This window comes from Xenorhabdus thuongxuanensis (assembly GCF_001908095.1).
Taxonomy (GTDB): Bacteria; Pseudomonadota; Gammaproteobacteria; order Enterobacterales; family Enterobacteriaceae; genus Xenorhabdus; species Xenorhabdus thuongxuanensis.
Genome location: NZ_MKGR01000005.1, coordinates 88,404 through 113,774, shown reverse-complemented (window position 1 = coordinate 113,774; position 25,371 = coordinate 88,404). Strand labels below are relative to the sequence as shown.

Sequence of the window (25,371 nt, the reverse complement as noted above, 5' to 3'; positions counted from 1 at the left end):
TCATGACTTCAAGCCAATCTATTTCAAATGACACGATTCCAGGCAAACAAAAAACTCAGCATTGCCACATTGCTGTTTTGCCTGGTGATGGCATTGGCCCCGAAGTTATGAAGCAAGCCTACAAAGTGTTGGATGCCATCCGTCATCGTTTTAATATCCGTATCACAACCAGCGAATATGATGTGGGAGGGATTGCTATTGAGCGTCATGGTACGCCTTTGCCTCAAGAAACGATTACCGGCTGCGAAAAGGCTGACGCGATCCTATTTGGCTCCGTAGGTGGCCCGCAATGGGAGCATCTGCCGCCCGCCGAACAGCCAGAACGAGGGGCATTATTGCCATTGCGAAAGTATTTTAAATTATTCAGTAACTTACGTCCTGCTCGCTTATATTCAGGCTTAGAATCTTTTTGTCCCCTTCGCCATGATATTGCCGCCAGAGGCTTTGATATTTTGTGCGTCCGTGAGCTGACAGGCGGAATTTATTTTGGACAACCTAAAGGGCGCGAAGGTGAAGGAAAATATGAGCGTGCTTTTGATACTGAAGTTTATCATCGTTTCGAGATAGAACGGATAGCGCGTATTGCTTTTGAATCTGCGCGCAAGCGCCGCCATAAGGTCACTTCGATTGATAAAGCGAATGTTTTGCAAAGCTCCGTGTTATGGCGTGAAGTCGTTAGCAAAATCGCCAAAGATTATCCTGACGTTGTAATCGAACATATGTATATCGATAACGCCACCATGCAGCTGATCAAAAATCCCGCTCAATTTGACGTTCTACTATGCTCCAATATTTTTGGTGATATTTTATCCGATGAGTGCGCTATGATCACGGGTTCAATGGGAATGTTGCCTTCCGCTAGCCTGAATGAAAAAGGTTTTGGCTTATATGAACCTGCTGGTGGTTCTGCCCCTGACATTGCAGGTAAAAATATCGCTAACCCAATAGCCCAAATATTATCCACAGCATTGTTGCTGCGTTATAGCCTTGGATACCTTGATGCCGCAGGTGCTATTGAACGGGCGATCAACCATGCTTTGGAACAAGGTTATCGTACTGCAGATCTCGCGGGTAATGACACTGCGGTCAGCACCGATGAAATGGGCGATATCATTACACGCTATATCACCGAAGAAGTTTAGGGAAACCTAACTAAAGAGAAACATAGCTATTGAAAATAGGCCAGTAACATAGCTTACTGGCTGGTAAAGAATGCCATTACTCAAAAAAATTGGGAATCAGTTAAGAGTGGTGCGAATTACAGGGTAAATACAGTATGAGAAGAGTAAAAATGGATACTTTTGGATGGGTCGATTTTAAATCCGCGTGGTTTACGCCTCCAGAGGGTTAATTCACAGGAAAAGCTAAAGTTATAAACATTTATTGTCTGGCCAAACCATTTTATTCACTTTTTCTGTGGATATGTATGTGAAAAAGAGCGGGGTAAAGCGGGTATACTTTTATTACATATTTTTACACTCTCTATAAGATAAAATAAATATTTATTATTTTTCATCACATTAGTGCATTTTATACCCCTTATAACTTTGCATATCACTGGTAAAAATTTTTGATCTTTCTCGCATTGAGCAAATATTAATCATTGATGAATTTATCCACAGGATATGCCTTTTAGTTAAACAAAAATCGTCTATTTTTGTAGAAAACATCATTCATTAAGGCTGTAAATCAAACCAGTGATCTCACTTTTTATCATTTATCCCATAAATCTGTGGATAACATGGTGTAAGATCCTGTTTATTATCCTTGGAAATAGGTGAACAATCATAACAAGCCTATTTTTAATACAGAAAATACCAATGAAAAGATCTTTTATATCATGCTATTATCAAAGAGCTCAGGCTAACAATAAATTGATAATGATTTCCCTAAATCCATACGAACATTTTTTAACCAATAAAAAATATATTCTATAACATGTACCTTACACCTCCGACACCACCTGAGAACGAACAACAACTATTCAATCGTGCCCATTCTCTGGCTGGCTTATCTATGGGTGAACTTGCTGCACTGGCCAAACTCTCTATTCCTCCCAATTTAAAACGCGATAAAGGTTGGGTCGGTATGTTGCTTGAATACTATTTAGGTGCCAGTGCGGGTAGTAAACCTGAACAAGATTTTGAACATATCGGTATCGAGTTGAAAACTATCCCTGTGGATAGCAACGGTTATCCATTAGAAACAACCTTTGTCTGTGTTGCTCCTTTAACAGGTAATAGCGGCATTACTTGGAAAAACTGCCACGTCAGGCGTAAATTATCCCGCGTCCTATGGATACCCGTCGAGGGGGAAAGAAGTATTCCACTATCTGAACGCCGTGTAGGCTCTCCATTGCTTTGGAGCCCGAATGAAATTGAAGAAGAGCTGCTGCGACGTGATTGGGAAGAACTCATGGATCTTATTGTATTAGGAAAAATCGAAAGCATTACTGCCCGTCATGGTGAAGTGCTGCAATTGCGCCCCAAGGCCGCCAATAGCCGAGCATTGACAGAAGCGATAGGAGAATATGGCCAGCCAATTATGACGTTACCGAGAGGTTTTTATTTGAAAAAAAACTTCACGGCGCCGCTATTAGCTCGCCATTTCTTTTTGTAATTCTTAAATATGTACCTACCCTGGCATCAGTGGTATCTATCAGATCCAGATCAGTGGAAAAATTATGTAGCATAATGTTAAGCTTTTTCATGTGTACTTATCATTAGTAAATAAAATAATAGCTATGTATGAAACCACAATTTTACAAAATATATTAAGAAATAATTTACAATGGCTTTATTTCCCCAGCAGTTAATCCTCCTTATTTATTAATTTATTTTTCACTTTTTTCAGTGCCATTTGTCTTTTCAATGGGGACAGATAATCGATAAAAACAATGCCATGCAAATGGTCAATTTCATGCTGCATAACAATTGACAGAAAATCTTCGCTTTCTATCATAATCGGCTTACCAAACCGATCAAATGCTTCTACCTTCACTTTTTCAAAACGTTCAACATCTGCATAATATCCCGGTATCGACAGGCAGCCCTCTTGATTCACCACACGACGCTCTTTTTCAACGATTTTCGGGTTAACCAAAACCATGGGCTGATCACGATTTGGAGAAATATCAATGACCGCAATCGCTTCTTTCCGACCAACCTGCGCAGCCGCCAAACCAATACCTGCGCTGTACATTGTCTCCAGCATGTCATCAATTAGCGTTTGAATTTCATCAAAATCAGTGACATCAACACATTTTTGTCTCAATCTTTCATCTGGGATTGTGAGGATATCTAGAATTGCCATAGCGTATGCCCCTTGTTGTTACTTTTGCCATTGTTGCTACTTTTACTATATACATTTTTATCTTCCAAATTGCTACCTTATTAACTGCACCTTGAAATCTATTGAATATGTTCCTATTACGGGATGGAAAAATAAACTAAAAAATAATTTTAATAAAAATGCCAAACGAAAAATATCGCTTGGCATCAATCTTTGGTTATCTTAATTTTTTGATTAAATTAGCTTTCTTATTTTATTTTCTTGTTACAAACTCACTTTTTCAAATGCCTGAGACAAATCCGCTATCAAATCATCTGCATTTTCAATACCGACAGAAATACGGATCAGTTGTGGAGTAATTCCAGCGGCCAGGCGATTTTCCAGCGGAATAGAAGCATGGGTCATAGTAAATGGCTGGCCAATCAAGCTCTCTACCCCCCCTAAACTTTCCGCCAATGTAAACAGTTGCAGCTCCTTAATGACCTGGCGCGTATAATCTTCATCTCCTTTCAGTACAATGGAAATCATGCCACCAAAACCTCGCATCTGACGTTTTGCCAATTCATGCTGAGGATGAGAAGCAAGGCCAGGATAATACACTTTCTCAACTTGTGGCTGCTGCTCAAGCCAATGTGCAATCCTCCCTGCGCTGTCAATATGGCGCTCCATACGTAATGCCAATGTCCTAATACCACGCAGGACGAGGAAACTACTGAACGGATCAAGAATGCCGCCAATAGAATTTTGCAAGAAGGCAACTTGCTCGGCCAACTCTGCGTTATTTCCCACCACCGCAAGGCCCGCAACAACATCAGAATGACCATTCAGATACTTAGTTGCAGAATGCACAACAATATCAAAACCCAAATCAAGCGGACGCTGAATATAAGGGGAAGCAAAAGTGTTATCTGCCACGCTGATAATATTATGCCACTTGGCAATTCGCGCAATCGCCGCTAAATCAGCCAATTTCAATAGTGGGTTAGTCGGAGTTTCCACCCAAATCATTTTAGTGTCAGGCTGAATTGCTGATTCTAATGCCGCAGTATCCCCTGCTTCAATATAAGTGACTTTCAAACCCGCCGTCCGGCGACGCACTTTTTCCAGCAGCCGGTAAGTCCCACCATAGAGATCATCTACCGCAATGATGTGGCTATCTTTATCAAGTAGCTCCAGAATGGTCGAACTGGCTGCCAGACCAGAGCCAAAAGCATAACCACGTGTTCCATTCTCTAATTCAGCAATCGCACGCTCTAAAGCATCACGAGTCGGATTCCCACTACGGGAATACTCATATCCAGTATGCTGGCCAGGTGCAACTTGAGCATAAGTTGATGTGGCATAGATTGCGGGCATCACTGCACCAGTGTGATCAGGTACATAGCCTGCATGAACGCTTTGTGTATCAAATTTAATCCTATTAAACTTAGTCTTATCAAACTTAGCCATTAATTTATTCCTGAAAGAGATTAATTGAGTTGTTGACGCCATGCGTTCAGTACATCGGTACGAGTAACAAGACCCAGAAAATGATTGTCATCATCAACAATCAGGGCTACATGACCAGCATCAAAGGTAGCAATTAACTGCGCCAATGACGCTTTTTTATTGAGCGTATGAACCTGATTGGTCATCGCTTCAGTAACAGGCAACGAGAAATTACGTGAACTAGCCTGAATGGCATGCATGAGATCCCATTCATCAATAAGCCCGACAACTTGATCGTTTTCGATCACAGGTAACTGTGAAATGTCATACAGGCGCATGCGGCTATAAGCAATCTGCAAGGTATCTTGTGGGGAAACTGAAACCGTCGCACCATCCTGATAACGATAAGTAATATAATCGCTCAAATTATTTTCTTGTGGTTGTGAACGGAGTCCTTGTTCCAATAACCAGTAATCATTAAACATTTTCGACAGATATTTATTACCACTGTCACAAGCTAACGTCACTACGCGTTTCGGCGTTGTCTGTGCACGACAATAACGTAGCGCCGCCGCTAACAATGTTCCTGAAGAAGAACCCGCCAAGATCCCTTCTGTCAGTAGTAAATTACGAGCGCAAGCAAACGCTTCTGCATCAGTAATACGATAAGCATGGTGAACCTGAGAAAAATCCCCAAGAGGTGGGACAAAATCTTCCCCAATACCTTCCACAAACCAACTACCCGCTTCGTCATAGTGACCATGTTCAACATAATCGGCAAGAATAGAACCTTTAGGATCTGCGAGGACAAATTCCGTATGAGAGGAAACTTCTTTAAAATACTGGCTCAAGCCACCAAGAGTTCCGCCAGAACCGACACCCACTACCACAGCATCGACATGCTGCTCCATCTGCTGCCAAATCTCCGGCCCCGTGGTAGCAAAATGCGCGGCTGAGTTCGCAGGATTATTGAATTGATCAATATAATAAGCTCCACTGATTTCTTTCGACAAGCGCAGGGCATAGTCTTGATAATATTCTGGATGCCCTTTTCCGACATCAGAGCGTGTCAGGCGAACATCGGTTCCCAGCGCTCGCAAGTGATAAATTTTTTCCCTGCTCATCTTATCAGGTACAACCAAAATTAGTTTATAGCCCTTCATGGCGGCAACCAACGCCAACCCAATCCCTGTGTTACCTGCCGTGGCTTCAATGATGGTGCCCCCTGGCTTTAACAATCCCTGCTTTTCTGCCTGCTCAATCATTGAAAGTGCAACACGATCCTTAATTGACCCGCCAGGATTCTGATTCTCTAACTTAATGAATAGCTGGCATGGGCCTGTATCCAGATGAGTCAATTCCAGTAGTGGTGTATTCCCTATAAGTTCAAGAACCGAATGTGGTGCTGCCATATTTGCCCCTTGATAATCGGTAAAATTTGCAAATAAAACTTTTATATTGAGAAAGAATAACGCTGCATAGCAATCAATTTGAAAGAACAAAAGAAAACTACATATAACAAAAGGGAATTAATTAATTCGATATTGATAAATTAAAACATGCTCCCAACTCATTTATTTATCATTTAATAATAAATAAATGTTAATAACAGGGACTTTATGGAAATAAGCTCCTCACAATAATAACTTTATTCCAATCTAAACAAAACATCACTCAATCTGTATATTCCTTAATCCAGAAAATCCGGTAAAATGGCATACAATTAAATTACATCAAATAAACATCTCAATAACTCATCTCCTCAACAATAAAGAACAAACAAAAGAGGCACCTATGTATACATACAGAGAGGCAGCCAATTTTGCGGCATTCGTGTTATATGCAGCGAAAATGAATAAACAATACTACAATAATCCAACTCCCCCAGCCGATCCGCGCATTGAAGAAGACGGATGGAAAGTTATAGCGTATATCTCAGCAAATGATCTGTCTTTCTCAGTAACGCCCAGAAAAAGCGAATTGCCCGATCATGTCTGTTATGGCTATGTAGCAAAAAAAGTGGCCGAAAAAAAACATTCTCCAGAGAAACATATTATTGCCATACGTGGAACCGATCCCACAATTTTGCTAGAAGATGTCCATGGTGTACTGATTGATTTTACATCACCGTGGACCCGTTTCCCCAAGATAGAAGTCAGCCAGGGTTTTTTTAGTGTCTATGACTCAATGAAGCTAATTACCATTGAGCCTGAATCTCACCGTGATTACAGCAATCTCAAATTAGCTGAAGCGATTACCCAATTTATAGGGGTAAATAATCAATTCACTATAGTCGGTCACAGCCTTGGCGCAGCAATTGCATCCTATCTGATGTATGAAATTGGCCGTATAACTCCCGATCACTCAGCCTGTTTATTTGCCTGCCCAAGACCAGGAAACGGAGAATTCTCCAAACACGTTACCCAAAACTTTAGCAATTTTGTGGTGTTCAACTATATCGATGATGTCATACCTCATCTGCCCCCTAAAATTCTGGGATATGCCTCATTGGACTATATCAACGAGTTTAAATCTCAAACCAATGTAGATATTTCAGATGGGCCGTTATGTAGCCACTATTTAATCGACTACATTGCCAGATTAGATTTAGATGTGTTCAAAAGAGTCACAAAATACGGTGATGTTGATTCTTGTATTAATTTATAGTTAGGAACTCACAATCGACAAACAGGAGTATAAAGATGAAATGGCGTGGTTACACATACAGTGCAATATTAATGGCAAGCAGCCTGTTTTCCCCTGCATTATGGGCAAAAGGGGAAGCGCATTTGTTATTCCACATGGGATTGGGAGCCAATGGTAAATTCTTTGTAGGCGGCACACTGCAAAACAAAGGAAACCAACCTGTGGCGGGAGGCTATCTGGCTGTTTTACCTCTTAATGCTAAATGTGAGCCAGGTACACTGACAGTGTACTCATTTGAACCATTAGCATCGGGGGAAAAGAAAGAATTTCGCATCCCAATAAATACCCCGCTAAGCAGTTATCGTTTAATTGGTTTTGGTGCCTATGACGATATGGGCTTTTCTCTTCCCGCCATAGATGAAACAGCAAAAATCATTCAAGAACGCGAACCCAGTGAGCGCAAAGCATGTCAAGCAGCCCGAACACCAACATCTGCCAATCAACCTGCAACCCAAAGGTTGTAATATTAGGATGGTTTATTTTTGATAAACCATCCTTTTTATAACCCATTATTTCTTATAACAAAAAATTATTGTGTAATTTTTCTATCCGTATTAATCCGCAATAATGCAAACCCATCCCAACCTTTTTCCCCTACAGTCTGTAAAGCCGTTACAGTCAGTTCAGGGTAGTTGGACATTTTATCCAGTGCTTGGCGCACACCTTCAACAGTCTCACTCCGCTGCTCATGTACAATTGCGCCTTCACGGATCATATTATCCATAATGATAATAGTTCCCTGACGTCCCAACTTGACAGCCCAATCCAGATACAATGGACTGTTTTGTTTGTCGGCATCAATAAAAACCAAATCAAAGGGAGCTTCAGAACTTAGCGTTTGCAAGGTTTCACTGGCCTCTCCCACAATGATTTTGACGCGCCATCTTTTGCTCATTCCAGTTGGCTTGCACCTTTTGTGGCCTGACAAAGATAGATATCCGCTTTTAAACCTGTTTTAGATTTGTATTGTTGCTCAATCGCCTTTTCGACACTTTTCACCAAATCAGGAAGAACCAACGCCACCACACAACCACCAAAACCACCCCCTGTCATACGAACACCGCCGTGATCGCCAATTACATCTTTAACAATCGCCACCAGCACATCTATTTCACGGACAATAATTTCAAAATCATCACGCATGGAAATATGAGATGCAGCCATAAGCTGACCAAGGAGAAATAAATCACCAATACTCAAAGCATCAGCCGCCAATTTAGTACGCAAATTTTCACTGATCACATGGCGAGCCCGTTTGACAAGCAACGTATCGAGTAACGCTTGTTTAGCATTGAAATCCTCAAGAGTGATATCACGCAATGTTTTCACTCCCAGCAAACAGGCGGCCTCTTCACATTGCTGCCTGCGTAGGTTGTATTCGCTATCCACCAACCCACGCTGTTTATTAGAATTGATTACCATCACAACTACTTTATCAGGCATACGTACCGATTGTGTTGCCAACGTGAGGCAATCGATCAGCAAGGCATGATCCTCTTCCCCGCAAGCAGAAATTAACTGATCCATGATGCCAGAATTACAACCAACAAATTGGTTTTCTGCTTGCTGCCCGCCCAATGCAATCATTTTGGGACTAATATCGAGTTGATAAATCGACTTAATGGTTTGCCCAACCACGACTTCCAATGACGCAGATGAACTCAAACCCGCACCTTGTGGAATATTGCCACTAATAGCAAGATCCATACCACCAAATGCATAACCACTCTCCACCAAAGAGTTCACCACACCACGGATGTAATTCGTCCACATTTTTTCTGGCTGAAAGAGAATTGGTTGGCAGAGATCAAATTCATCACACTGATTATGATAATCAACAGCTATCACCCTGACACGCATATCCCCACGCTTAGCGGCGGCAACTACTGTCTGGAAATTAATCGCACAAGGCAAGACAAAACCACGGTTGTAATCCGTATGCTCACCAATAAGATTCACCCGCCCTGGCGCCTGAAAAAAATGCGTTGGAGAATAATTAAAGCATGCCTCAAAAGATTTAGTGACGTTTTGGATTAAAGTTTTCATCTCTTTTTCCTCCAGAAACGTTTCTTCGCGAAAATCAGCGTACCTTAAAATGAATGTCGCTGACATCCCGTAACCGCTGGGCGGCCTGTTCTGGCGTTAAATCACGCTGAGCTTCCGCCAACATCTCATAACCCACCATAAACTTACGGATGCTGGGTGAACGTAATAACGGCGGGTAAAACAGTGCATGTAATTGCCAATGATCAATATTGTGTTTGTATGATGTGGGGCTGGCATCGCATTGATGCTCGAAGAAAGGAGCAAAATGCCAGCCCATTGAATAGGGAAAAGCACATTGAAACAGATTATCATAACGACTGGTCAATTTTTTAATCGCTACTGCCAGATCATCACGTTGTGCTTCCGTCAGTTCATTCATGCGACGGATATGATTTTTCGGCAATAGCATCGTTTCAAACGGCCATACAGCCCAATAAGGTACAACCGCAAGCCAATATTCAGTTTCCACTACCGTACGAGCACCATCTTTGCGCTCTGCTTCAATATAATCTACCAATAAGTTAGTTCCTTGCTGACAATAATATTGCTGCAATAGTGCATCTTTACGTGCTAGCTCATCTGGAAGGAAATCACTGGCCCAAATCTGCTCATGAGGATGGGGCTGAGAACACCCCATCATTTCTCCTTTATTCTCAAAAATCTGAATCCAAATATAACGCTGGCTCAATTCGTCAATCTGCGCATTCCATGTATCAATAACACGACGGATTTGACTCAACGACAGTTCCGGCAATGTTTTGCTGTGATCAGGAGAAAAACAGAGAACCCGACAAACGCCACTCACTGGCTCAATTTTAAATAATGGGTTATTGGTAGGATTAATATCAAAGTGTTCCGGTAGCAAGGCAGAATAATCATTCTGGAATATATAAACGTCCTGATAATCTGGATTGATATTACCTGACGCACGGGTATTATTCGGGCATAAAAAACAGTGTTCATCGTAATTTGGCAAGGCAACATGAAGTGGTTTTTCATCAATTCCACTCCACGGTCGTTCAGTTCGGTGTGATGAAACAATAATCCATTTACCCGTTAAAGGATTATATCGCCTATGTGGACAATCAACAGAATTGAATCGCATCTTTGACATATTGGATATCCCCTTGCTTTCACCATACAAACCTTACGGAAAACCAAACATTTTTTGCTGTTTCTTACTTCTCTTTGTAGCCATTGGGGTTTTGAGACTGCCAACGCCAGACATCAGCAGTCATTTCCACGATAGTGCGGTTCGCTTCCCAGCCTAATTCTCGCTCGGCTTTCGCCGGGCTTGACCAACATTCTGCAATATCTCCCGACCGACGTGGGCAAATTTCATAAGGAACTGGTTTGCCGCAAGCATGGCTAAAAGCTTCCACCATTTCCAGCACGCTGGTACCTCTTCCGGTACCCAAATTGTAGATATGCAGTCCCGCTTTCTTACCAACAGCATTTAGAGCAGCAATATGTCCGTCAGACAAATCCATAACATGGATATAATCGCGCACTCCAGTACCGTCGGCTGTTGGATAATCATTTCCATACACAGATAGTTTTTCCCGACGGCCTACCGCAACCTGGGCAATATAAGGCATCAAGTTGTTGGGAATTCCCTGAGGATCTTCTCCCATTGTGCCAGAAGGATGAGCACCAACTGGATTGAAGTAGCGCAACAGCACCACAGACCAATCATTTTCTGCATGATGGAGATCAGACAGGCAGCGTTCAACCATATACTTACTGGTGCCATAAGGGTTAGTTGTATTACCTACCGCAGATTGCTCAGTAATAGGCACAACATCCGGATCACCATATACCGTCGCAGATGAGCTAAAGATAATGCTTTTTACACCTGCTTTACGCATACTACGCACCAGCACCAGCGTTCCATTGACATTATTGTCATAATATTCGATAGGTTTGGCGACTGACTCCCCAACCGCTTTCAAGCCTGCAAAATGAATGACTGCCTGAATTTGATGACGAAAGAAAATAGCATCAAGGAATGATTCATCACGAATATCCCCTTCATAAAACAGTGGCTGTACGCCAGTCAATGCCTCAATACGAACCAGAACTTCACGATTGGCATTGCACAGGTTATCGATGATGATCGGCACCATTCCAGCTTCAATCATTTGAACACAAGTATGGCTACCGATATATCCCATCCCACCTGTCACTAATATTTCCACAATAACCTCTTTTCAAAAATGATAATAATGACGAGTATAAAAAGAGTTATCACGTTAGTGAACTAAAATTAAGATATGGCAAAATCAGGCCATAAACATTTTTAATTGATCCGCTATCTAATAATCGCAGCCAATAATAAAAAACTATGATGAAAAAAATGACTTTTACTTCTATCCTTACCTCTGCTCAAACCGCTACCATAAATGATCCTTTTTTTACAGATATACAAACAGGTACGTTGTCAGAACATCCTGATCTTCAAGTCATAAAAACTTATTTTGATCCGTCTTACTATCGGGATGCACTATTTAACGAATGCGGCATTACTTACCCAAGCCAATTACAAAATGCAGTTAATAAACGACGTGCGGAATATCTGGCTGCCCGTTATTGCACTCAACAAGTTTTAAATCGTTTGGGTTACCCTGATTTTCAGGTAACCAATGCCCAAGATCGCTCCCCAATCTGGCCTGACAATATTTGTGGTTCGATTTCTCATTCGGCCAACTGTGCCATTGCTTTTGCGGGTTCTGGCAATAAATACCGAATGATAGGCATAGATATCGAACAAGAGATTAAACCAGATACCATCAAAAGTGTTTCATCTAGCATCATCAATGACAATGAAGTGAAATTACTGACAGGATGTACATTACCTTTTGCACAGTTATTCACTCTTGCGTTCTCTATCAAGGAAAGTTTGTTTAAGGCACTTTATCCCCACGTAAAACGCTTCTTTGATTTCCATGCGGCTGAAATTACGTCAATTGATTGCAGAGATTACGCTATAAGCATAAAACTACTGCAAACATTATCTGATGAGTATCGAGCTGGTTCGCAATTCCACGGAAATTTTGCCTTAATGCCGCAGCAGCAAGTATTGACGTACATTGTGCAGTGATATGCTTTGTTTGAAAAAAAGGGCACCCTAAATTTTTTCAAACATTGTAAATATCGCAAATTGCGATATCATAAGGAAGTGATATGCGAGTTATCACAGCAAAAATCATCATTGAAAAGATGTTTGCACCCATACCGAATATGATAAATGGTGGCGTAAGCAGACTAAATCAAAACGATCAAAAAGGTGAAGCATGAGAAAAACATCACTCGTTACTTATAAAAGGATTGATGGACTCATCGAAATTTTACCCCAAATGATGCAGTCAATATCTGAGCAAATCAGCCCGCTGACGCTTTTGTTCTCAGTGTGTATTGAACCTGTAGAAAACGATGAAGATCTGAATGCCCGCATGGCACTGATTGATGAGTTATACTCATATGCTGAAGATACCGAACATGCCGCAGCAAAGTTCGCTGATTTTATTACCGATCGTGTCTATGAGTACGAAGCTAAAAATCGCCAAGTCCCCAATGTTACTCCACGTGAAGCACTGAGTTACTTGATGAAAGAAAGAAGCATAAGGCAGCTTGATCTTCGTGGCATTGCAAACCAAAGTGTTATATCAGAGATACTGCATGGAAAACGTTCTATGAACATTCGGCAAGTAAAAGGCTTTGCCAAATTCTTTAACGTTCCTGTTGAAACCTTTATGGGTTCAGACTAATAAAAAACTACACTGAAACCATCCTGAATAAAGCGGTGGTTTTTCTATAGACACACTCAAATTAACTTTAAGAGTCAAGGCTCACCTTGATGAGCCTTTAAAAACAACTTACAAGATTAATGCATTAAAGATCTTTCTTTGATGCCTGCAAATACAGCAACTCTAGTCCAATTGTTGCGGCCGCCAATGCCGTAATTTCAGATTGGTCATAAGCCGGTGCCACTTCCACCACATCCATTCCAACGATATTCAACGGTTGTAAGGCGCGCACTATTTTCAAGGCGCGATCTGACGTCAATCCACCAATCACCGGCGTTCCTGTACCTGGTGCAAATGCCGGATCAAGGCAATCAATATCGAACGTCAGATAAATCGGCAAGTCACCAACTACAGTTTTAATCTGTTCAACAATATCATCAACACCGCGATCATTAACCTGACCAGCATCTAATACAGTAAAATCATTATTTGTATCGTGTTCAGTGCGAATACCTATTTGTACTGAATGGTGAGGATCTATCAGCCCTTCATTTGGCGCATGGTAAAACATCGTACCATGATCAAATTTACTGCCATTTGGATAAGTATCTGTATGGGCATCAAAGTGGATCAGCGCCATTTTACCAAAGTGTTTTGCATGGGCACGTAACAGTGGCAAAGTAACAAAGTGATCACCACCAAAAGACAGCATACGCTTACCCGATGCCAGCACCTTTTCAGCATGTGCCTGCAACTTATCACTCATATCCTGGGCATCACCGAAATTAAAGACCAGATCCCCGCAATCCACCACATTCAAGTGCTTACGTAAGCTAAAGTTCCACGGCCAACGGCAGCTTTCCCACGCCAGATTAGTCGATACCTGACGGATAGCGGCTGGCCCATGACGACTACCCGCACGTCCCGATGTTGCCATATCAAAAGGAACACCGGTAATTACCCATTCCGCATCACTGGAATAGGGTTGAAAATTCAATGGAAAACGCAGGAATCCGAAGGCATTTGAAACCAAAGAGTTATCAATTTGGTTTCCTAAGGAGCTAACACTCATGATATATCCTCAAAAGTCCTATGCTGGCTCATTACCCGTCTCCAATATTGGCAGTAACAAGTAACACAGAGGCTTATTTACACTATTATATAAAACACATGACCAAGAATGACTATTAATGCAGTTCAATGACTAATCAGGATTACTCATCTTCCAAATAGGTGTAGCCATACAGACCACTTTCAAACTCTTGCAAGAATTGTTCCTGCAAATTTTCATCCAGATCGGTCGCTTTCACTTGATCACGGAAACGGGTCAATAATACCTGCGGCTCCAGTTTGACATATTGAAGCATATTGGCGACCGAATCACCCTCCTCGCTCTGTTTATAAGTCACTACACCATTTTCTGAGACATAAACATCAATGGCAGCCGTATCACCAAACAAGTTATGCATATTACCCAAAATTTCCTGATAGGCTCCGACCATAAAGAAACCAATCAATGGTGGGTTTTCTGGATTATAAGCTGGCATTGGCATCGTTGTTGCCACACCATCACCATCAACATAATGATCAATCGTACCGTCAGAATCGCAGGTGATATCCAACAAAACGGCACGACGATCCAGCGGCTTATCCAGACCTTCAATCGGCAAAACAGGGAAAAGTTGATCAATCCCCCACGCATCTGGCATTGACTGGAACAGCGAGAAATTCACATAGAATTTATCGGCCATACGTTCCTGTAATTCATCAATAATCGGACGATGGGCACGGTTGCTTGGGTCAAGATCTTGCTGAATATGGCGACAAATATTTAAATACAGTTCTTCCGCCCATGCTCGTTCTGACAGATCCAACATACCATGAGCATATTGGGTATGGACGTCATGCAGATCAAACTGGCTGTCATGCAACCATTCACGCAGGGAACGACGGCTACTGTCAGATTGCATCTCCTGCCAGGTTTCCCACAAACTAGTCAGTGGACGCGTTGCCCCTTCTGTTGGTGGCGTTGTTTGAGTAAATTCATTGCGCTCTACTCCAATCACATTGGAGACCAAAACGGTATGATGGGCGGTCAATGCACGGCCAGATTCCGTAATCACTGTAGGATGAGGCAAACCGTGTTCTTCACACGCATCACCAATGCCCCAAATAACATTATTCGCGTATTCATTTAAACCGTAGTTAACTGAGCATTCTGACTGAGAGCGTGTCCCTTCATAATCGACACCTAAACCCCCACCAACATCAAAGCACTGGATCTTGACACCCAGTTTGGACAACTCGACATAAAAACGGGCAGATTCACGCACCCCCGTCGCCACATCACGGATATTCGCCAATTGGGAACCCAAGTGGAAATGCAGCAATTGCAAACTATCCAACCGCCCTGCTGAACGCAACCTTTCAACCAATTGCAATACCTGCGCGGCAGCCAATCCAAACTTAGATTTTTCACCGCCACTGGCCTGCCATTTACCAGAACCTTGGGATGCCAAACGAGCTCGAACCCCCAAACGTGGGATAACATTCAATCGCTTAGCTTCTTCCAGTACCATCTCAATTTCAGACATCTTCTCGATAACCAGATACACCTTGTGTCCCAGCTTTTCACCGATCAATGCCAGACGGACGTATTCGCGATCTTTATAGCCATTACAAACAATCACAGTACCCGTCATGCCTGCATGGGCCAGCACTGCCATTAATTCCGCTTTGGAACCTGCCTCCAATCCAATCGGTTCATCAGCATTTGCCAATGTCTCAATGACGCGGCGATGCTGATTGACCTTAATCGGGTAAACAAGGAAGTAATCTCCTTTATACCCATAAGATTCACGTGCACGTTTAAATGCAGCATTAATCGAACGCAAGCGATGTTGCAAAATTTGGGGAAAACAAAACAATGCCGGCAAACGCAATTGTTCTTTTTCTTCCTGAACTTTCTTCACCAGAGCGGCGAGTTCAATTTGAGCTCCCGGTAATTCAGGGTTTGGACAAACACTGACATTACCCAGATCATTGACATAGTAATAGCCGCCGCCCCAGTATGCGATGTTATAGGTCTGTCGCATTTTGCGAGCGATATTATCATTCATGGCAGTCTCCTTCATGGAGTCGAGGTTTGCCTTCACCTGTAAAGTCAATAACCCAAGACACTATTTTATCGTGCGTATCTTGCGCATTAAAAAATGTCAGGGAACAGCATGCTCTTAGATTATAGGGACGTTTAGAGAGTACTAAACAACATATTTACTGCGTGACTATATAATGATGCCAACCCAATTTATCTGCGGCTTAGCTGCGGGTAACATCGAAATAACTGCATATTTAAAAGGAAGGGACAATATATGGATACATCAATGGCATAATGTGGCTGTTGGCCGTTAACACCCAGCAGATAATGGTTCATAACCCCATTCACCCCCACATGGCTTACCTACCGCAAGCCGTTTCTCAGTTGAGAAGCAGGAATGCGTACATCTCCTGCAAACGCCTGTAGCTCCAAGTGCAAAAATGACTTGTGTTACGCGCGCAGTTTATACCTGTAATCTAGCAAAATTGCAAAACGAAATTTATCTAAACGGGGGCTGAACAACCTCCATACTTTTTAGATATGGAAACTAAAATGTCACACACTGAAAGCGTAATTAGAATTAAAAAAACTGGTAACCTTAGCAAGAGTAACTTAGAATAGCCGTCTAGACGGTAATACATCCCATCCGCCCTTAAACCAAGATTATATTTAAGGTAATAAAATATAATGACTACACATCTTTTTACTTCTGAATCTGTTTCAGAAGGGCATCCAGACAAAATTGCTGATCAGATTTCCGATGCCGTCCTTGATGCAATTTTAAAACAGGATCCTAAAGCTCGCGTAGCCTGCGAAACTTACGTTAAAACAGGCATGGTCATGGTTGGTGGTGAAATCACTACCAGCGCTTGGGTTGATATAGAAGAAATTACTCGCAGTACAGTACGTGAAATCGGCTATACCAGCTCAGATATGGGGTTTGATGCCAACTCATGTGCAGTTATCAGTGCCATTGGTAAACAATCCCCTGATATTAACCAAGGTGTTGACCGTTCAGATCCTCTGGAGCAAGGCGCAGGAGATCAGGGTCTGATGTTTGGTTATGCGACCAACGAAACTGATGTTCTCATGCCAGCACCAATCACTTATGCACACCGTTTGGTTGAGCGTCAGGCTGAAGTTCGTAAAAATGGCACCCTGCCGTGGTTGCGCCCTGATGCAAAAAGTCAGGTCACTTTCCAGTATGAGAACGGCAATATTGTTGGTATTGATACTGTTGTCCTTTCAACCCAGCACAGCGAAGATATCGATCAAAAAGCACTGCATGAAGCCGTGATGGATGAGATCATCAAACCGGTATTGCCTACCGAATGGCTTACTCCGATGACCAAATATTTCATCAACCCAACAGGTCGCTTTGTGATCGGTGGACCAATGGGTGACTGTGGTCTGACTGGCCGTAAAATCATCGTTGATACCTATGGTGGTATGGCCCGTCACGGTGGTGGAGCATTTTCTGGTAAAGATCCATCCAAAGTTGACCGTTCGGCAGCCTATGCTGCGCGTTACGTTGCCAAAAACATCGTTGCGGCAGGCTTGGCTGATCGTTGTGAAATCCAAGTCTCTTACGCCATCGGTGTTGCAGAGCCAACCTCTATCATGGTGGAAACGTTCGGTACAGAAAAAGTCCCAACTTCCACACTGATTCAACTAGTCCGTGAATTTTTTGATCTGCGTCCTTACGGCCTGATTAAAATGCTGAATCTGTTACAACCTATTTATCGCGATACCGCGGCTTACGGTCATTTCGGTCGTGAACAATTCCCATGGGAAGCCACAGATAAAGCTGAAATTCTGCGTTCTGCGGCAGGATTGAAATAAATTTTTTTCTAGTCTACGAAGCCCGCAAATACTGCGGGTTTTTTTATGATCAAAAGCACCTTTATTATGGAAATGGAATATATACTCATTTTTTGTTTATGTTTGCCGCTTTAATTTTCTCTGCTTCTTCAATGATTTGATCGGCTGTTTTCCCATGAAGAGATTGAAAAAATTTCTGTTCCAACTTTTGTATATCTGCATGTTTGATATTTCCATTCTTGTTATCCTTAAACAGATCATCAAAGTCGATATTATTGCTCATGACAATATTTAATGAGTCATCAAATTGTAATCTTTTATCTTCTGGTAAAGTATCTCTGATCTTCTCAATGGATGTTTTTACAGCGATTTCATTTGTTCCATCAATTTTGAGTTGATTATCACATCCCGCCAATGCAAATCCCAATAAACAAATAATTAACAATTTTTTCATGATCAACTCCGCCTATTACTGATAAAGTAATAATAGCAAGGATAGGAACATATAAGTCATTTTAAGGAAAATTTTTATTATTAAATAAGAAATGTTTATAACTTGATTATTGATTTCTTCACGTTATTAATGTGTATGTGGTTTCTAATAATCAACGTATTATCGAATGCATTTTCCCCTTGTTGTCAAAATCCCCACCAAATTGTTAAAATCATGTAACACGAAAATAACTTCACCAGACGGTTATACCAGCAACTGAAAAGATCGAAGGTAGTTTTGCCTTAATGGATTGTCATTAAAGTAAAAATTTATAAGTAACTATTTTTATCTCAGTAAAAATGTAAAAAGGGTTGATTACCATGAATAATAACCATTATCATCTACTTTGCATCGGAAAAATAACAGAAACCCTACTGCGCCCACTTTGTTAAGAAATATATTTGAAACCCATAAGATTAAAAATATAAATGAAACGAAAATTAATGATAAGTAATTTAGCCATATCTATACATTGATATCTCTTATATAACTTCAAATAATGAGGAAAAGTAATGTTTAATATACATTATCCCATAAAATGTTTTCTGTCCGCGTTATTCATATTACTCCCCATATATGCTCAAGCAGAAAAAATGACCGTTAAAGATATTATGGGGCGTGAAGTAATAATCAACGTACCTGTTAAACGCGCTATGTTAGCAGATAGCCGAATGGTTATTGCCCTGAATATTCTGCATCCCTCTGAACCATTGAAAGGTATTGCTGCGTGGGATAATGCATTGGAGAAAAAATCGCCTGACCTCGCGACAGCCTATGAAAAGAAATTCCCTCAACTAAGGAAAATTCCGGTTTTCCCTAATCCCTATACCAGTGATTTCAATGTCGAAAAAGCCATGATGTATAAGCCTGATCTGGTTATTTTCGATATTGGGTTGAAATCCAAATTGGATAGTAGCAATACGATTCACTTGTTGGAAAAAATAGGTGTTCCTGTCATTTTCATCGACTTCCGCCAACATCCTCTATCCAATACGGTTCCCAGCATGAAATTATTAGGAAAGGTTTTCAAACAGGAAGAAAATGCCAATAAATTCATTCAGTTTTATGAAAATCGCCTGTCCATAATTAATAAACGTATTGCGGCATTATCTGCTAAGCAAATTCCCAGCGTCTTTATTGAGCGTCATGCAGGTATGTTAGGTTCTGAAGATTGTTGCAATACCTTTGCCACCAATAGCTTCGGAGAGTTTGTTACTGCCGCAGGTGGTGAGAATATGGGAAGCAAATGGTTTTCTGGTATGGGAGGCAAAATTAATGAAGAACAATTATTGGCTACCAATCCCGATTATTACCTGATGACAGTAGCAGATTGGGATACAATTCATTCAAACAGTCAATCTGTTCCTTTAGGTTATACCGGAGAGCTGGCAACATCGCAGAAACGTTTTCAAAAGCTGCTCGCGCGCGCCAAGCTAAAGATTTTAAAATCGTATCGTGACAAACATGTTATGGCGATTTATCATCAATACTATGACACTCCATTCAATATTATTGCTGTAGAAGCCATTGCAAAATGGTTACATCCCGATCTTTTCAAAGATATTGATCCTCACGCAGACAATATTTATGTTCACCAAACCTTTACCGCATTAGATGGTAGTGGTGTTTTCTGGGTAACCGCAAAATAATTCCTCTTTTGAATCAAACGCACTCGTCTTCGAGTGGGGGATTTCTGACTATAAAATTATAAAAAATACAGTTTTATACTGGTTTCTTATATAATGTTTTTTTATTTTTTAACAAACAATGATTAGATTTATGATCTTGCTACTTGTCCACAACAAAAATTCAGAGTAATTTTAACATTAATCTTATCGTCCCAGTAATACCTTCCATAATAATGAGAATCCATCTCATTATTATGGAAGGTATTACTACTTTCTAACCAAAAGGAAACGTTAAATTAATTAATAAAAAAATAGATCACCAATATCAACATTATGTATAAAAAGCAGGAATCCTATGTCTACAGCTCTAAAGAAGAAACCTTTATACCAAATACTCTATGTTCAAGTCATATTTGCCATTTTGCTGGGTATCGCCCTTGGTCATTTTTATCCTGATATTGGAACATCATTAAAACCATTAGGTGATGCATTCATTAAAATTGTGAAAATGATTATTGCACCGGTTATCTTTTTGACGGTAGTCACAGGGATAGCTGGAATGAATAATATAAAAAAGGTTGGAAATGTTGCAACAAAATCGATGTTATATTTTTTAACATTTTCAACACTTGCATTAGTTATTGGGTTAATTATCGCCAATATTGTCCGCCCCGGCGATGGCTTAAATATCTCTCCTGATTCGTTAGACAGCAGCAAGGTTATTGGTTATGTGGAGAAAGCCCATGAATCATCCATTGTTGACTTTCTGATGAATATCATCCCTGAAACCGTTGTCAGCCCACTTGTAAATGGTAATATTCTCCAAGTCCTGTTTATTTCAGTTATTTTTGGTATCGCTTTAGCCGCTACAGGGAAAAGAGGCAAACCTGTCTTAGAATTTTTACAACACCTCTCAGAACCTATCTTTAAAATGGTAGGAATTTTAATGAAATTAGCACCAATTGGTGCATTTGGAGCAATAGCCTTTACCATAGGTAAATATGGTATTTCATCGATCGGGAATTTAATGATGCTAATTGTAACTTTTTACATTACATCATTGCTTTTTGTTCTTATTATACTGGGAACAGTTGCTAAATATAATGGGTTCTCTATCATTCAATTAATAAAATATATTAAGGATGAGCTATTGTTAGTTTTAGGAACCTCATCCTCAGAGGCAGCATTACCTGGCCTAATGAAGAAAATGGAAAATCTAGGTTGTGAGAAATCGGTTGTTGGTTTGGTTATTCCAACAGGTTATTCATTTAACCTTGATGGTACTAATATTTACATGACGATGGCTACGTTGTTTATTGCTCAAGCAACCAACATTGAACTAAGTCTATATGAACAAATTTCTGTATTATTAGTTGCTATGATAAGCTCAAAAGGTGCAGCAGGTGTGACAGGGGCAGGTTTTATTACGCTAGCTGCGACCTTATCTGTTGTTCCCAGCGTCCCCGTAGCAGGCATGGCTCTTATTTTGGGCATTGACAGATTTATGTCTGAATGCCGTGCATTAACAAATTTAGTTGGCAATGCTTGTGCAAGCATTGTTGTTGCCCGCTGGGAAAATGCTTTAGATAAAGAAAGGATGTGTCAAATATTAAATGGTGATATACAAAATTCAGTAGAAAAAACATCAAATAAATAAGCTATATCACCTACAGTAAATAATAAAATTTCATATCCCCCTGCTATAAATGGGGGATATATCCTCATCCAAAACACAAAAAAATAAAAAAGTTAGCTGAAATATTAAATTTAAATGTAAAATAATAACATATAACATACCGTTATTAATTTCCGGACAGAAATCTCACTAGAAAAAGAAATAATATGCAACAAAGCATTTTTCCACATCGTTCTGTTAACCACTAATATTTATATTTATTGATAGAGATCCTTTATATTTCAATTCAATTTTGATAAAAATTAAGAATTAGTCTAATAATAACTTAGGAATATATGTCCTAACATACCAAAAACCAAAGTACCCGGAGAATATAATGAAGAAATTACATAATATCGAAAAAGAATTTTTACCTTGTAAATCTTATAAGATGCTGATTAATGGCGAGTGGGTTGATAGCGTTTCAAAAAATACAATGCAAAGCTACAACCCTGCAACAGGTGAATTGCTGACAGAATATGCTGCTGGAAATGCCGAAGATGTTGAACTTGCCGTCAAAGCTGCTCAAAAAGCTCTGCCAGCATGGAGTAAAACATCTACGGCTGAGAGACAATCTTTATTACTAAAAATTGCCGACTTACTGGAAGCCGAAGCTGAACGCTTTATTGTCCTTGAAACATTGGATGGTGGTAAAACTCAGGCTCTATGTCGTCATTTCGATATTCCTTTTTCTGTTGATCATTTCCGCTATTTTGCCGGTGTTATCCGCGCTCACTCTGATACTACTGATGTCATTGATAGTGACACACTGAGCTTAGTCATCAGAGAACCAATTGGTGTAATCGGACAGATTATTCCCTGGAATTTCCCGCTATTGATGGCTGCCTGGAAACTCGCTCCCGCCCTTGCTGCCGGTAATACTATTGTTATCAATCCTGCCAGCCTGACCCCAATCACTCTGCTTGAGCTGGGACGTATCATGAATCAAGTTTTACCAGCCGGCGTTGTCAATATTGTTACAGGGCGTGGTTCAGTTGTAGGCCAAGCTATCCTCGACCATGACGGCATTGACAAAGTAGCCTTTACCGGCTCAACAGAAGTCGGTTACAACGTTGCCGCAGCGGCAGCAAAAAGGCTCATTCCGGCAACGTTGGAATTAGGGGGTAAATCGGCTAACATCGTTTTCCCTGATGCCAATATGAAAAAGGCGATCAAATATGCAGCCAATGCAATTTTGCTGAACCAAGGGCAAGCCTGTGAATCCGGTGCCCGCTTGTTCCTGCATAAAGATATTCATGATGAATTCCTGAACTCGCTGAAAACCGTGTTTGAATCCATCAAAGTCGGCGACCCTATACTGGCAGAAACAGAAATGGGCTGCCAGGTCAGTGAAGAACAGATGAACACTATTTTAGGTTACATCGACCTGGCAAAACAGGAAGGTGCAACCATTTTGACTGGCGGAAAACGCATAACCGGAGCAGGATATGATGATGGATTCTTTATCCAGCCGACAATCCTGACCAATGTCACCAATAAGATGCGGGTGGCACAGGAAGAAATTTTCGGGCCTGTGCTATGCGTTATTCCATTCAGCAACGAAGAAGAAGTCATCGAAATGGCTAATGATTCCGAATATGGCCTGGCAGGTGCTGTATGGACGCAGGATATTAACCGTGCCCTGCGCATCGCTAAGGCAATAAAAACAGGCCGTATGTGGATTAATACCTATCACGAATTGCCGGCTCATGCTCCTTTCGGTGGCTATAAGAAATCGGGGCTTGGGCGTGAAACCCACAAGATGATGTTAGATGCTTATACTGAGGTGAAAAACATCTATATCAGTACTAAAGAAGACTAACACAATCGCCACCTGCAAGGGTGGCGATTTTGAGCATGGCTTATTCAAACATTAAAAGCCAAAAGGAATTACAGCCAGAAGAACCAGGCAATCACAGAAATAATGGCAATACATACCAAATTCAGCACTATGCCTACCCTGACCATTTCAATTTGTTTGATATAACCAGTGCCATAAACAATCGCATTAGGTGGCGTTGCTACAGGTAGCATAAATGCACAGGATGCCCCTATACCAATTATCAGGGTTAAAACCACAACCGGCATTCCCAGCGCTTCTGCAACCGTAGCAAAAATAGGTACAAGAAGCGCTGCGCTCGCAGTATTACTTGTAAATTCTGTCAGGAAGATAATAAAGGTAGCAATCGCAACGATGATCACAAACCAAGAGCTGGTACCGAAAGTCGCCGCCATGCCATTTGCCATAACTTCACTGGCACCGGAATCTTTTAAGACAGCACTCAATGTCAGGCCACCACCGAACAACATCAACACGCCCCATTCGGTGTTATTCTGAATCTGTGACCATGTTGATACACCAGTGATACCAATCAGGATAGCTGCGCTCACTGCAATAATCGTATCCAGATCTTTGACACCACCCAGTGCATCACTAATAAATGAACTGAAAATCCAGCACACTACGGTTAACAGGAAAATGCCCATGGCAATAACACGTTTGCCATTCCATTCCAGGTACTCCAATTCCAGATCAAATTTGTGATTCAGATTTGGACGCAACATGAGGTACATCACTCCCACCATGACTGGCATGAGAATAATGACCATTGGCACACCGTATTTCATCCATGTAAAGAAATCCATACCCAATTGTGCAGCAGCGATGGCATTTGGTGGGCTACCTACCAACGTTCCCAGGCCACCAATACTGGCGCTATATGCAACACCAAGCAGCACAAAAACAAAGGTATTCCGCTCAGTACGTACATCCAGATTGGCCAGAATACCAAGAACTAGTGGTAACATCATGGCAGCAGTTGCCGTGTTACTTATCCACATAGAAAGCAAGGCAGTAATACCAAATATCAGCAATACCGCCACAGATAAACGTCCACGAGCAATCATCAGCAAGCGGTTAGCTATCAATCGATCCAAGCCTTGGATATGTAGCGCCGTTGCCAGTGCAAATCCACCGAAGAACAAAAAGATTATTGGGTTTGCAAAAGATTTCAGTGCATCACCGGTATTCATCAATCCCATGCCAACCGCCAGAATAGGAATACACAGCGCAGTAACGGTGACATGAATGGCTTCCGTTAACCATAACACGCCAACAAATACCATTAATGCTAAGCCTGCATTTGCTTTTTCCCCATAGGGCAAAAACTTAAGCAATGTCACAAGCAAAATGACGTCCAGCGCGAGAATAATTAAGCCTCTTTTATTTGAGGGTGTAGACCCAATCGCCGGAGTTAAAGATTCAGAAGCATCCATGAAGACTCCATAAAACAATGAAACATAACTTTGTAATGTAAAAAGAATAATTGATGAATCATTGCCACAAATGTTAAGGAATTACATTACATGTGAAATAATAAGGAGTATCAGCAAGGAATAAAATACGGGTTTTATAATTTTGGGATCTGTTACGCTGGATT

General features: G+C 41.1%; 21 protein-coding genes. 10 read left to right on the top strand and 11 right to left on the bottom strand.

The window, feature by feature from the left end; genetic code table 11:
- Positions 1 to 2 precede the first annotated feature (2 nt).
- Positions 3 to 1,142 (top strand): 3-isopropylmalate dehydrogenase, encoded by a 1,140-nt coding sequence (leuB, locus tag Xentx_RS05175; protein ID WP_074019209.1) that lies wholly within the window; start codon positions 3 to 5, stop codon positions 1,140 to 1,142.
- Between the two features lie 796 nt (positions 1,143 to 1,938).
- Positions 1,939 to 2,619 (top strand): DNA mismatch repair endonuclease MutH, encoded by a 681-nt coding sequence (gene mutH / locus Xentx_RS05170; protein WP_074019208.1) that lies wholly within the window; start codon positions 1,939 to 1,941, stop codon positions 2,617 to 2,619.
- Positions 2,620 to 2,811: 192 nt separating this feature from the next.
- On the opposite strand, the gene def is transcribed toward mutH, so the two are convergent.
- From def to Xentx_RS05155, 3 genes are all read right to left on the bottom strand, one after another.
- Positions 2,812 to 3,312, bottom strand: coding sequence for a peptide deformylase (gene def, locus Xentx_RS05165; RefSeq protein WP_074019207.1), 501 nt, complete (start codon positions 3,310 to 3,312; stop codon positions 2,812 to 2,814).
- 243 nt (positions 3,313 to 3,555) lie between these two features.
- On the bottom strand, positions 3,556 to 4,740 hold the full coding sequence (locus Xentx_RS05160; protein WP_074019206.1) for a trans-sulfuration enzyme family protein: 1,185 nt from the start codon (positions 4,738 to 4,740) through the stop codon (positions 3,556 to 3,558).
- Positions 4,741 to 4,760: 20 nt separating this feature from the next.
- Complete coding sequence (locus Xentx_RS05155) at positions 4,761 to 6,131, bottom strand: pyridoxal-phosphate dependent enzyme (RefSeq protein ID WP_074019205.1); 1,371 nt, start codon at positions 6,129 to 6,131, stop codon at positions 4,761 to 4,763.
- A 439-nt stretch (positions 6,132 to 6,570) separates the two neighbouring features.
- On the opposite strand from Xentx_RS05155, the gene Xentx_RS05150 reads away from it, so the two are divergent.
- Complete coding sequence (locus Xentx_RS05150) at positions 6,571 to 7,386, top strand: lipase family protein (protein WP_244149822.1); 816 nt, start codon at positions 6,571 to 6,573, stop codon at positions 7,384 to 7,386.
- 35 nt (positions 7,387 to 7,421) lie between these two features.
- On the top strand, positions 7,422 to 7,889 hold the full coding sequence (locus Xentx_RS05145; RefSeq protein ID WP_074019203.1) for a membrane-associated Zn-dependent protease 1: 468 nt from the start codon (positions 7,422 to 7,424) through the stop codon (positions 7,887 to 7,889).
- Between the two features lie 65 nt (positions 7,890 to 7,954).
- On the opposite strand, the gene Xentx_RS05140 is transcribed toward Xentx_RS05145, so the two are convergent.
- The 4 genes from Xentx_RS05140 to galE form a co-directional block, all read right to left on the bottom strand.
- Positions 7,955 to 8,320, bottom strand: a complete 366-nt coding sequence (locus Xentx_RS05140) for an O-methyltransferase (protein ID WP_074019202.1) — start codon at positions 8,318 to 8,320, stop codon at positions 7,955 to 7,957.
- A complete protein-coding gene (galK, locus tag Xentx_RS05135; RefSeq protein WP_074019201.1) occupies positions 8,317 to 9,471 on the bottom strand; it encodes a galactokinase in 1,155 nt (384 codons plus the stop codon). The genes Xentx_RS05140 and galK overlap by 4 nt, the downstream gene beginning before the upstream one ends.
- A gap of 34 nt (positions 9,472 to 9,505) precedes the next feature.
- Positions 9,506 to 10,585: a UDP-glucose--hexose-1-phosphate uridylyltransferase gene (locus Xentx_RS05130; protein ID WP_074019200.1), complete on the bottom strand. Its 1,080-nt coding sequence runs from the start codon at positions 10,583 to 10,585 to the stop codon at positions 9,506 to 9,508.
- 64 nt (positions 10,586 to 10,649) lie between these two features.
- Positions 10,650 to 11,669, bottom strand: coding sequence for a UDP-glucose 4-epimerase GalE (gene galE / locus Xentx_RS05125; protein ID WP_074019199.1), 1,020 nt, complete (start codon positions 11,667 to 11,669; stop codon positions 10,650 to 10,652).
- A 158-nt stretch (positions 11,670 to 11,827) separates the two neighbouring features.
- Here galE and Xentx_RS05120 point away from each other — a divergent pair, with 158 nt between their 5' ends.
- Both Xentx_RS05120 and Xentx_RS05115 read left to right on the top strand, forming a co-directional pair.
- Positions 11,828 to 12,571: a 4'-phosphopantetheinyl transferase family protein gene (locus Xentx_RS05120; RefSeq protein ID WP_244149821.1), complete on the top strand. Its 744-nt coding sequence runs from the start codon at positions 11,828 to 11,830 to the stop codon at positions 12,569 to 12,571.
- Between the two features lie 193 nt (positions 12,572 to 12,764).
- A complete protein-coding gene (locus Xentx_RS05115; protein ID WP_074019198.1) occupies positions 12,765 to 13,238 on the top strand; it encodes a helix-turn-helix domain-containing protein in 474 nt (157 codons plus the stop codon).
- Positions 13,239 to 13,362: 124 nt separating this feature from the next.
- Here Xentx_RS05115 and speB read toward each other — a convergent pair whose 3' ends face one another.
- On the bottom strand, positions 13,363 to 14,289 hold the full coding sequence (gene speB, locus Xentx_RS05110) for an agmatinase (RefSeq protein WP_074019197.1): 927 nt from the start codon (positions 14,287 to 14,289) through the stop codon (positions 13,363 to 13,365).
- A 142-nt stretch (positions 14,290 to 14,431) separates the two neighbouring features.
- Positions 14,432 to 16,336: a biosynthetic arginine decarboxylase gene (gene speA, locus Xentx_RS05105; RefSeq protein WP_074019196.1), complete on the bottom strand. Its 1,905-nt coding sequence runs from the start codon at positions 16,334 to 16,336 to the stop codon at positions 14,432 to 14,434.
- A gap of 665 nt (positions 16,337 to 17,001) precedes the next feature.
- On the opposite strand from speA, the gene metK reads away from it, so the two are divergent.
- Positions 17,002 to 18,156 carry a methionine adenosyltransferase gene (gene metK, locus Xentx_RS05100; RefSeq protein ID WP_074019195.1) on the top strand — a complete coding sequence of 385 codons (1,155 nt, stop codon included), beginning with the start codon at positions 17,002 to 17,004 and terminating at the stop codon, positions 18,154 to 18,156.
- Between the two features lie 85 nt (positions 18,157 to 18,241).
- On the opposite strand, the gene Xentx_RS05095 is transcribed toward metK, so the two are convergent.
- Entirely contained in the window at positions 18,242 to 18,589 is a 348-nt protein-coding gene (locus Xentx_RS05095; RefSeq protein ID WP_074019194.1) for a DUF6694 family lipoprotein, read from the bottom strand.
- A gap of 551 nt (positions 18,590 to 19,140) precedes the next feature.
- On the opposite strand from Xentx_RS05095, the gene Xentx_RS05090 reads away from it, so the two are divergent.
- The 3 genes from Xentx_RS05090 to Xentx_RS05080 all read left to right on the top strand — a co-directional run bounded on the left by Xentx_RS05090 (position 19,141) and on the right by Xentx_RS05080 (position 23,753).
- The gene (locus Xentx_RS05090; protein ID WP_074019193.1) at positions 19,141 to 20,277 is read left to right on the top strand and encodes an ABC transporter substrate-binding protein; all 1,137 of its coding nucleotides are present in this window, start codon (positions 19,141 to 19,143) and stop codon (positions 20,275 to 20,277) included.
- A gap of 334 nt (positions 20,278 to 20,611) precedes the next feature.
- Positions 20,612 to 21,913: a dicarboxylate/amino acid:cation symporter gene (locus tag Xentx_RS05085; RefSeq protein ID WP_074019192.1), complete on the top strand. Its 1,302-nt coding sequence runs from the start codon at positions 20,612 to 20,614 to the stop codon at positions 21,911 to 21,913.
- Positions 21,914 to 22,268: 355 nt separating this feature from the next.
- On the top strand, positions 22,269 to 23,753 hold the full coding sequence (locus Xentx_RS05080; protein WP_074019191.1) for an aldehyde dehydrogenase family protein: 1,485 nt from the start codon (positions 22,269 to 22,271) through the stop codon (positions 23,751 to 23,753).
- Between the two features lie 68 nt (positions 23,754 to 23,821).
- Here Xentx_RS05080 and Xentx_RS05075 read toward each other — a convergent pair whose 3' ends face one another.
- Positions 23,822 to 25,207 (bottom strand): SLC13 family permease, encoded by a 1,386-nt coding sequence (locus Xentx_RS05075; RefSeq protein WP_074019190.1) that lies wholly within the window; start codon positions 25,205 to 25,207, stop codon positions 23,822 to 23,824.
- Between the last annotated feature and the right edge of the window lie 164 nt (positions 25,208 to 25,371).

What these genes read in the sequence shown, in the direction of transcription:
- leuB (WP_074019209.1), top strand. Translation starts at nt 3, where the DNA reads ATGACTTCAAGCCAATCTATTTCAAATGACACGATTCCAGGCAAACAA.
- mutH (WP_074019208.1), top strand. Translation starts at nt 1,939, where the DNA reads ATGTACCTTACACCTCCGACACCACCTGAGAACGAACAACAACTATTC.
- def (WP_074019207.1), bottom strand. Translation starts at nt 3,312, where the DNA reads ATGGCAATTCTAGATATCCTCACAATCCCAGATGAAAGATTGAGACAA.
- Xentx_RS05160 (WP_074019206.1), bottom strand. Translation starts at nt 4,740, where the DNA reads ATGGCTAAGTTTGATAAGACTAAGTTTAATAGGATTAAATTTGATACA.
- Xentx_RS05155 (WP_074019205.1), bottom strand. Translation starts at nt 6,131, where the DNA reads ATGGCAGCACCACATTCGGTTCTTGAACTTATAGGGAATACACCACTA.
- Xentx_RS05150 (WP_244149822.1), top strand. Translation starts at nt 6,571, where the DNA reads ATGAATAAACAATACTACAATAATCCAACTCCCCCAGCCGATCCGCGC.
- Xentx_RS05145 (WP_074019203.1), top strand. Translation starts at nt 7,422, where the DNA reads ATGAAATGGCGTGGTTACACATACAGTGCAATATTAATGGCAAGCAGC.
- Xentx_RS05140 (WP_074019202.1), bottom strand. Translation starts at nt 8,320, where the DNA reads ATGAGCAAAAGATGGCGCGTCAAAATCATTGTGGGAGAGGCCAGTGAA.
- galK (WP_074019201.1), bottom strand. Translation starts at nt 9,471, where the DNA reads ATGAAAACTTTAATCCAAAACGTCACTAAATCTTTTGAGGCATGCTTT.
- Xentx_RS05130 (WP_074019200.1), bottom strand. Translation starts at nt 10,585, where the DNA reads ATGTCAAAGATGCGATTCAATTCTGTTGATTGTCCACATAGGCGATAT.
- Xentx_RS05120 (WP_244149821.1), top strand. Translation starts at nt 11,828, where the DNA reads ATGACTTTTACTTCTATCCTTACCTCTGCTCAAACCGCTACCATAAAT.
- Xentx_RS05115 (WP_074019198.1), top strand. Translation starts at nt 12,765, where the DNA reads ATGAGAAAAACATCACTCGTTACTTATAAAAGGATTGATGGACTCATC.
- speB (WP_074019197.1), bottom strand. Translation starts at nt 14,289, where the DNA reads ATGAGTGTTAGCTCCTTAGGAAACCAAATTGATAACTCTTTGGTTTCA.
- speA (WP_074019196.1), bottom strand. Translation starts at nt 16,336, where the DNA reads ATGAATGATAATATCGCTCGCAAAATGCGACAGACCTATAACATCGCA.
- metK (WP_074019195.1), top strand. Translation starts at nt 17,002, where the DNA reads ATGACTACACATCTTTTTACTTCTGAATCTGTTTCAGAAGGGCATCCA.
- Xentx_RS05095 (WP_074019194.1), bottom strand. Translation starts at nt 18,589, where the DNA reads ATGAAAAAATTGTTAATTATTTGTTTATTGGGATTTGCATTGGCGGGA.
- Xentx_RS05090 (WP_074019193.1), top strand. Translation starts at nt 19,141, where the DNA reads ATGTTTAATATACATTATCCCATAAAATGTTTTCTGTCCGCGTTATTC.
- Xentx_RS05085 (WP_074019192.1), top strand. Translation starts at nt 20,612, where the DNA reads ATGTCTACAGCTCTAAAGAAGAAACCTTTATACCAAATACTCTATGTT.
- Xentx_RS05080 (WP_074019191.1), top strand. Translation starts at nt 22,269, where the DNA reads ATGAAGAAATTACATAATATCGAAAAAGAATTTTTACCTTGTAAATCT.
- Xentx_RS05075 (WP_074019190.1), bottom strand. Translation starts at nt 25,207, where the DNA reads ATGGATGCTTCTGAATCTTTAACTCCGGCGATTGGGTCTACACCCTCA.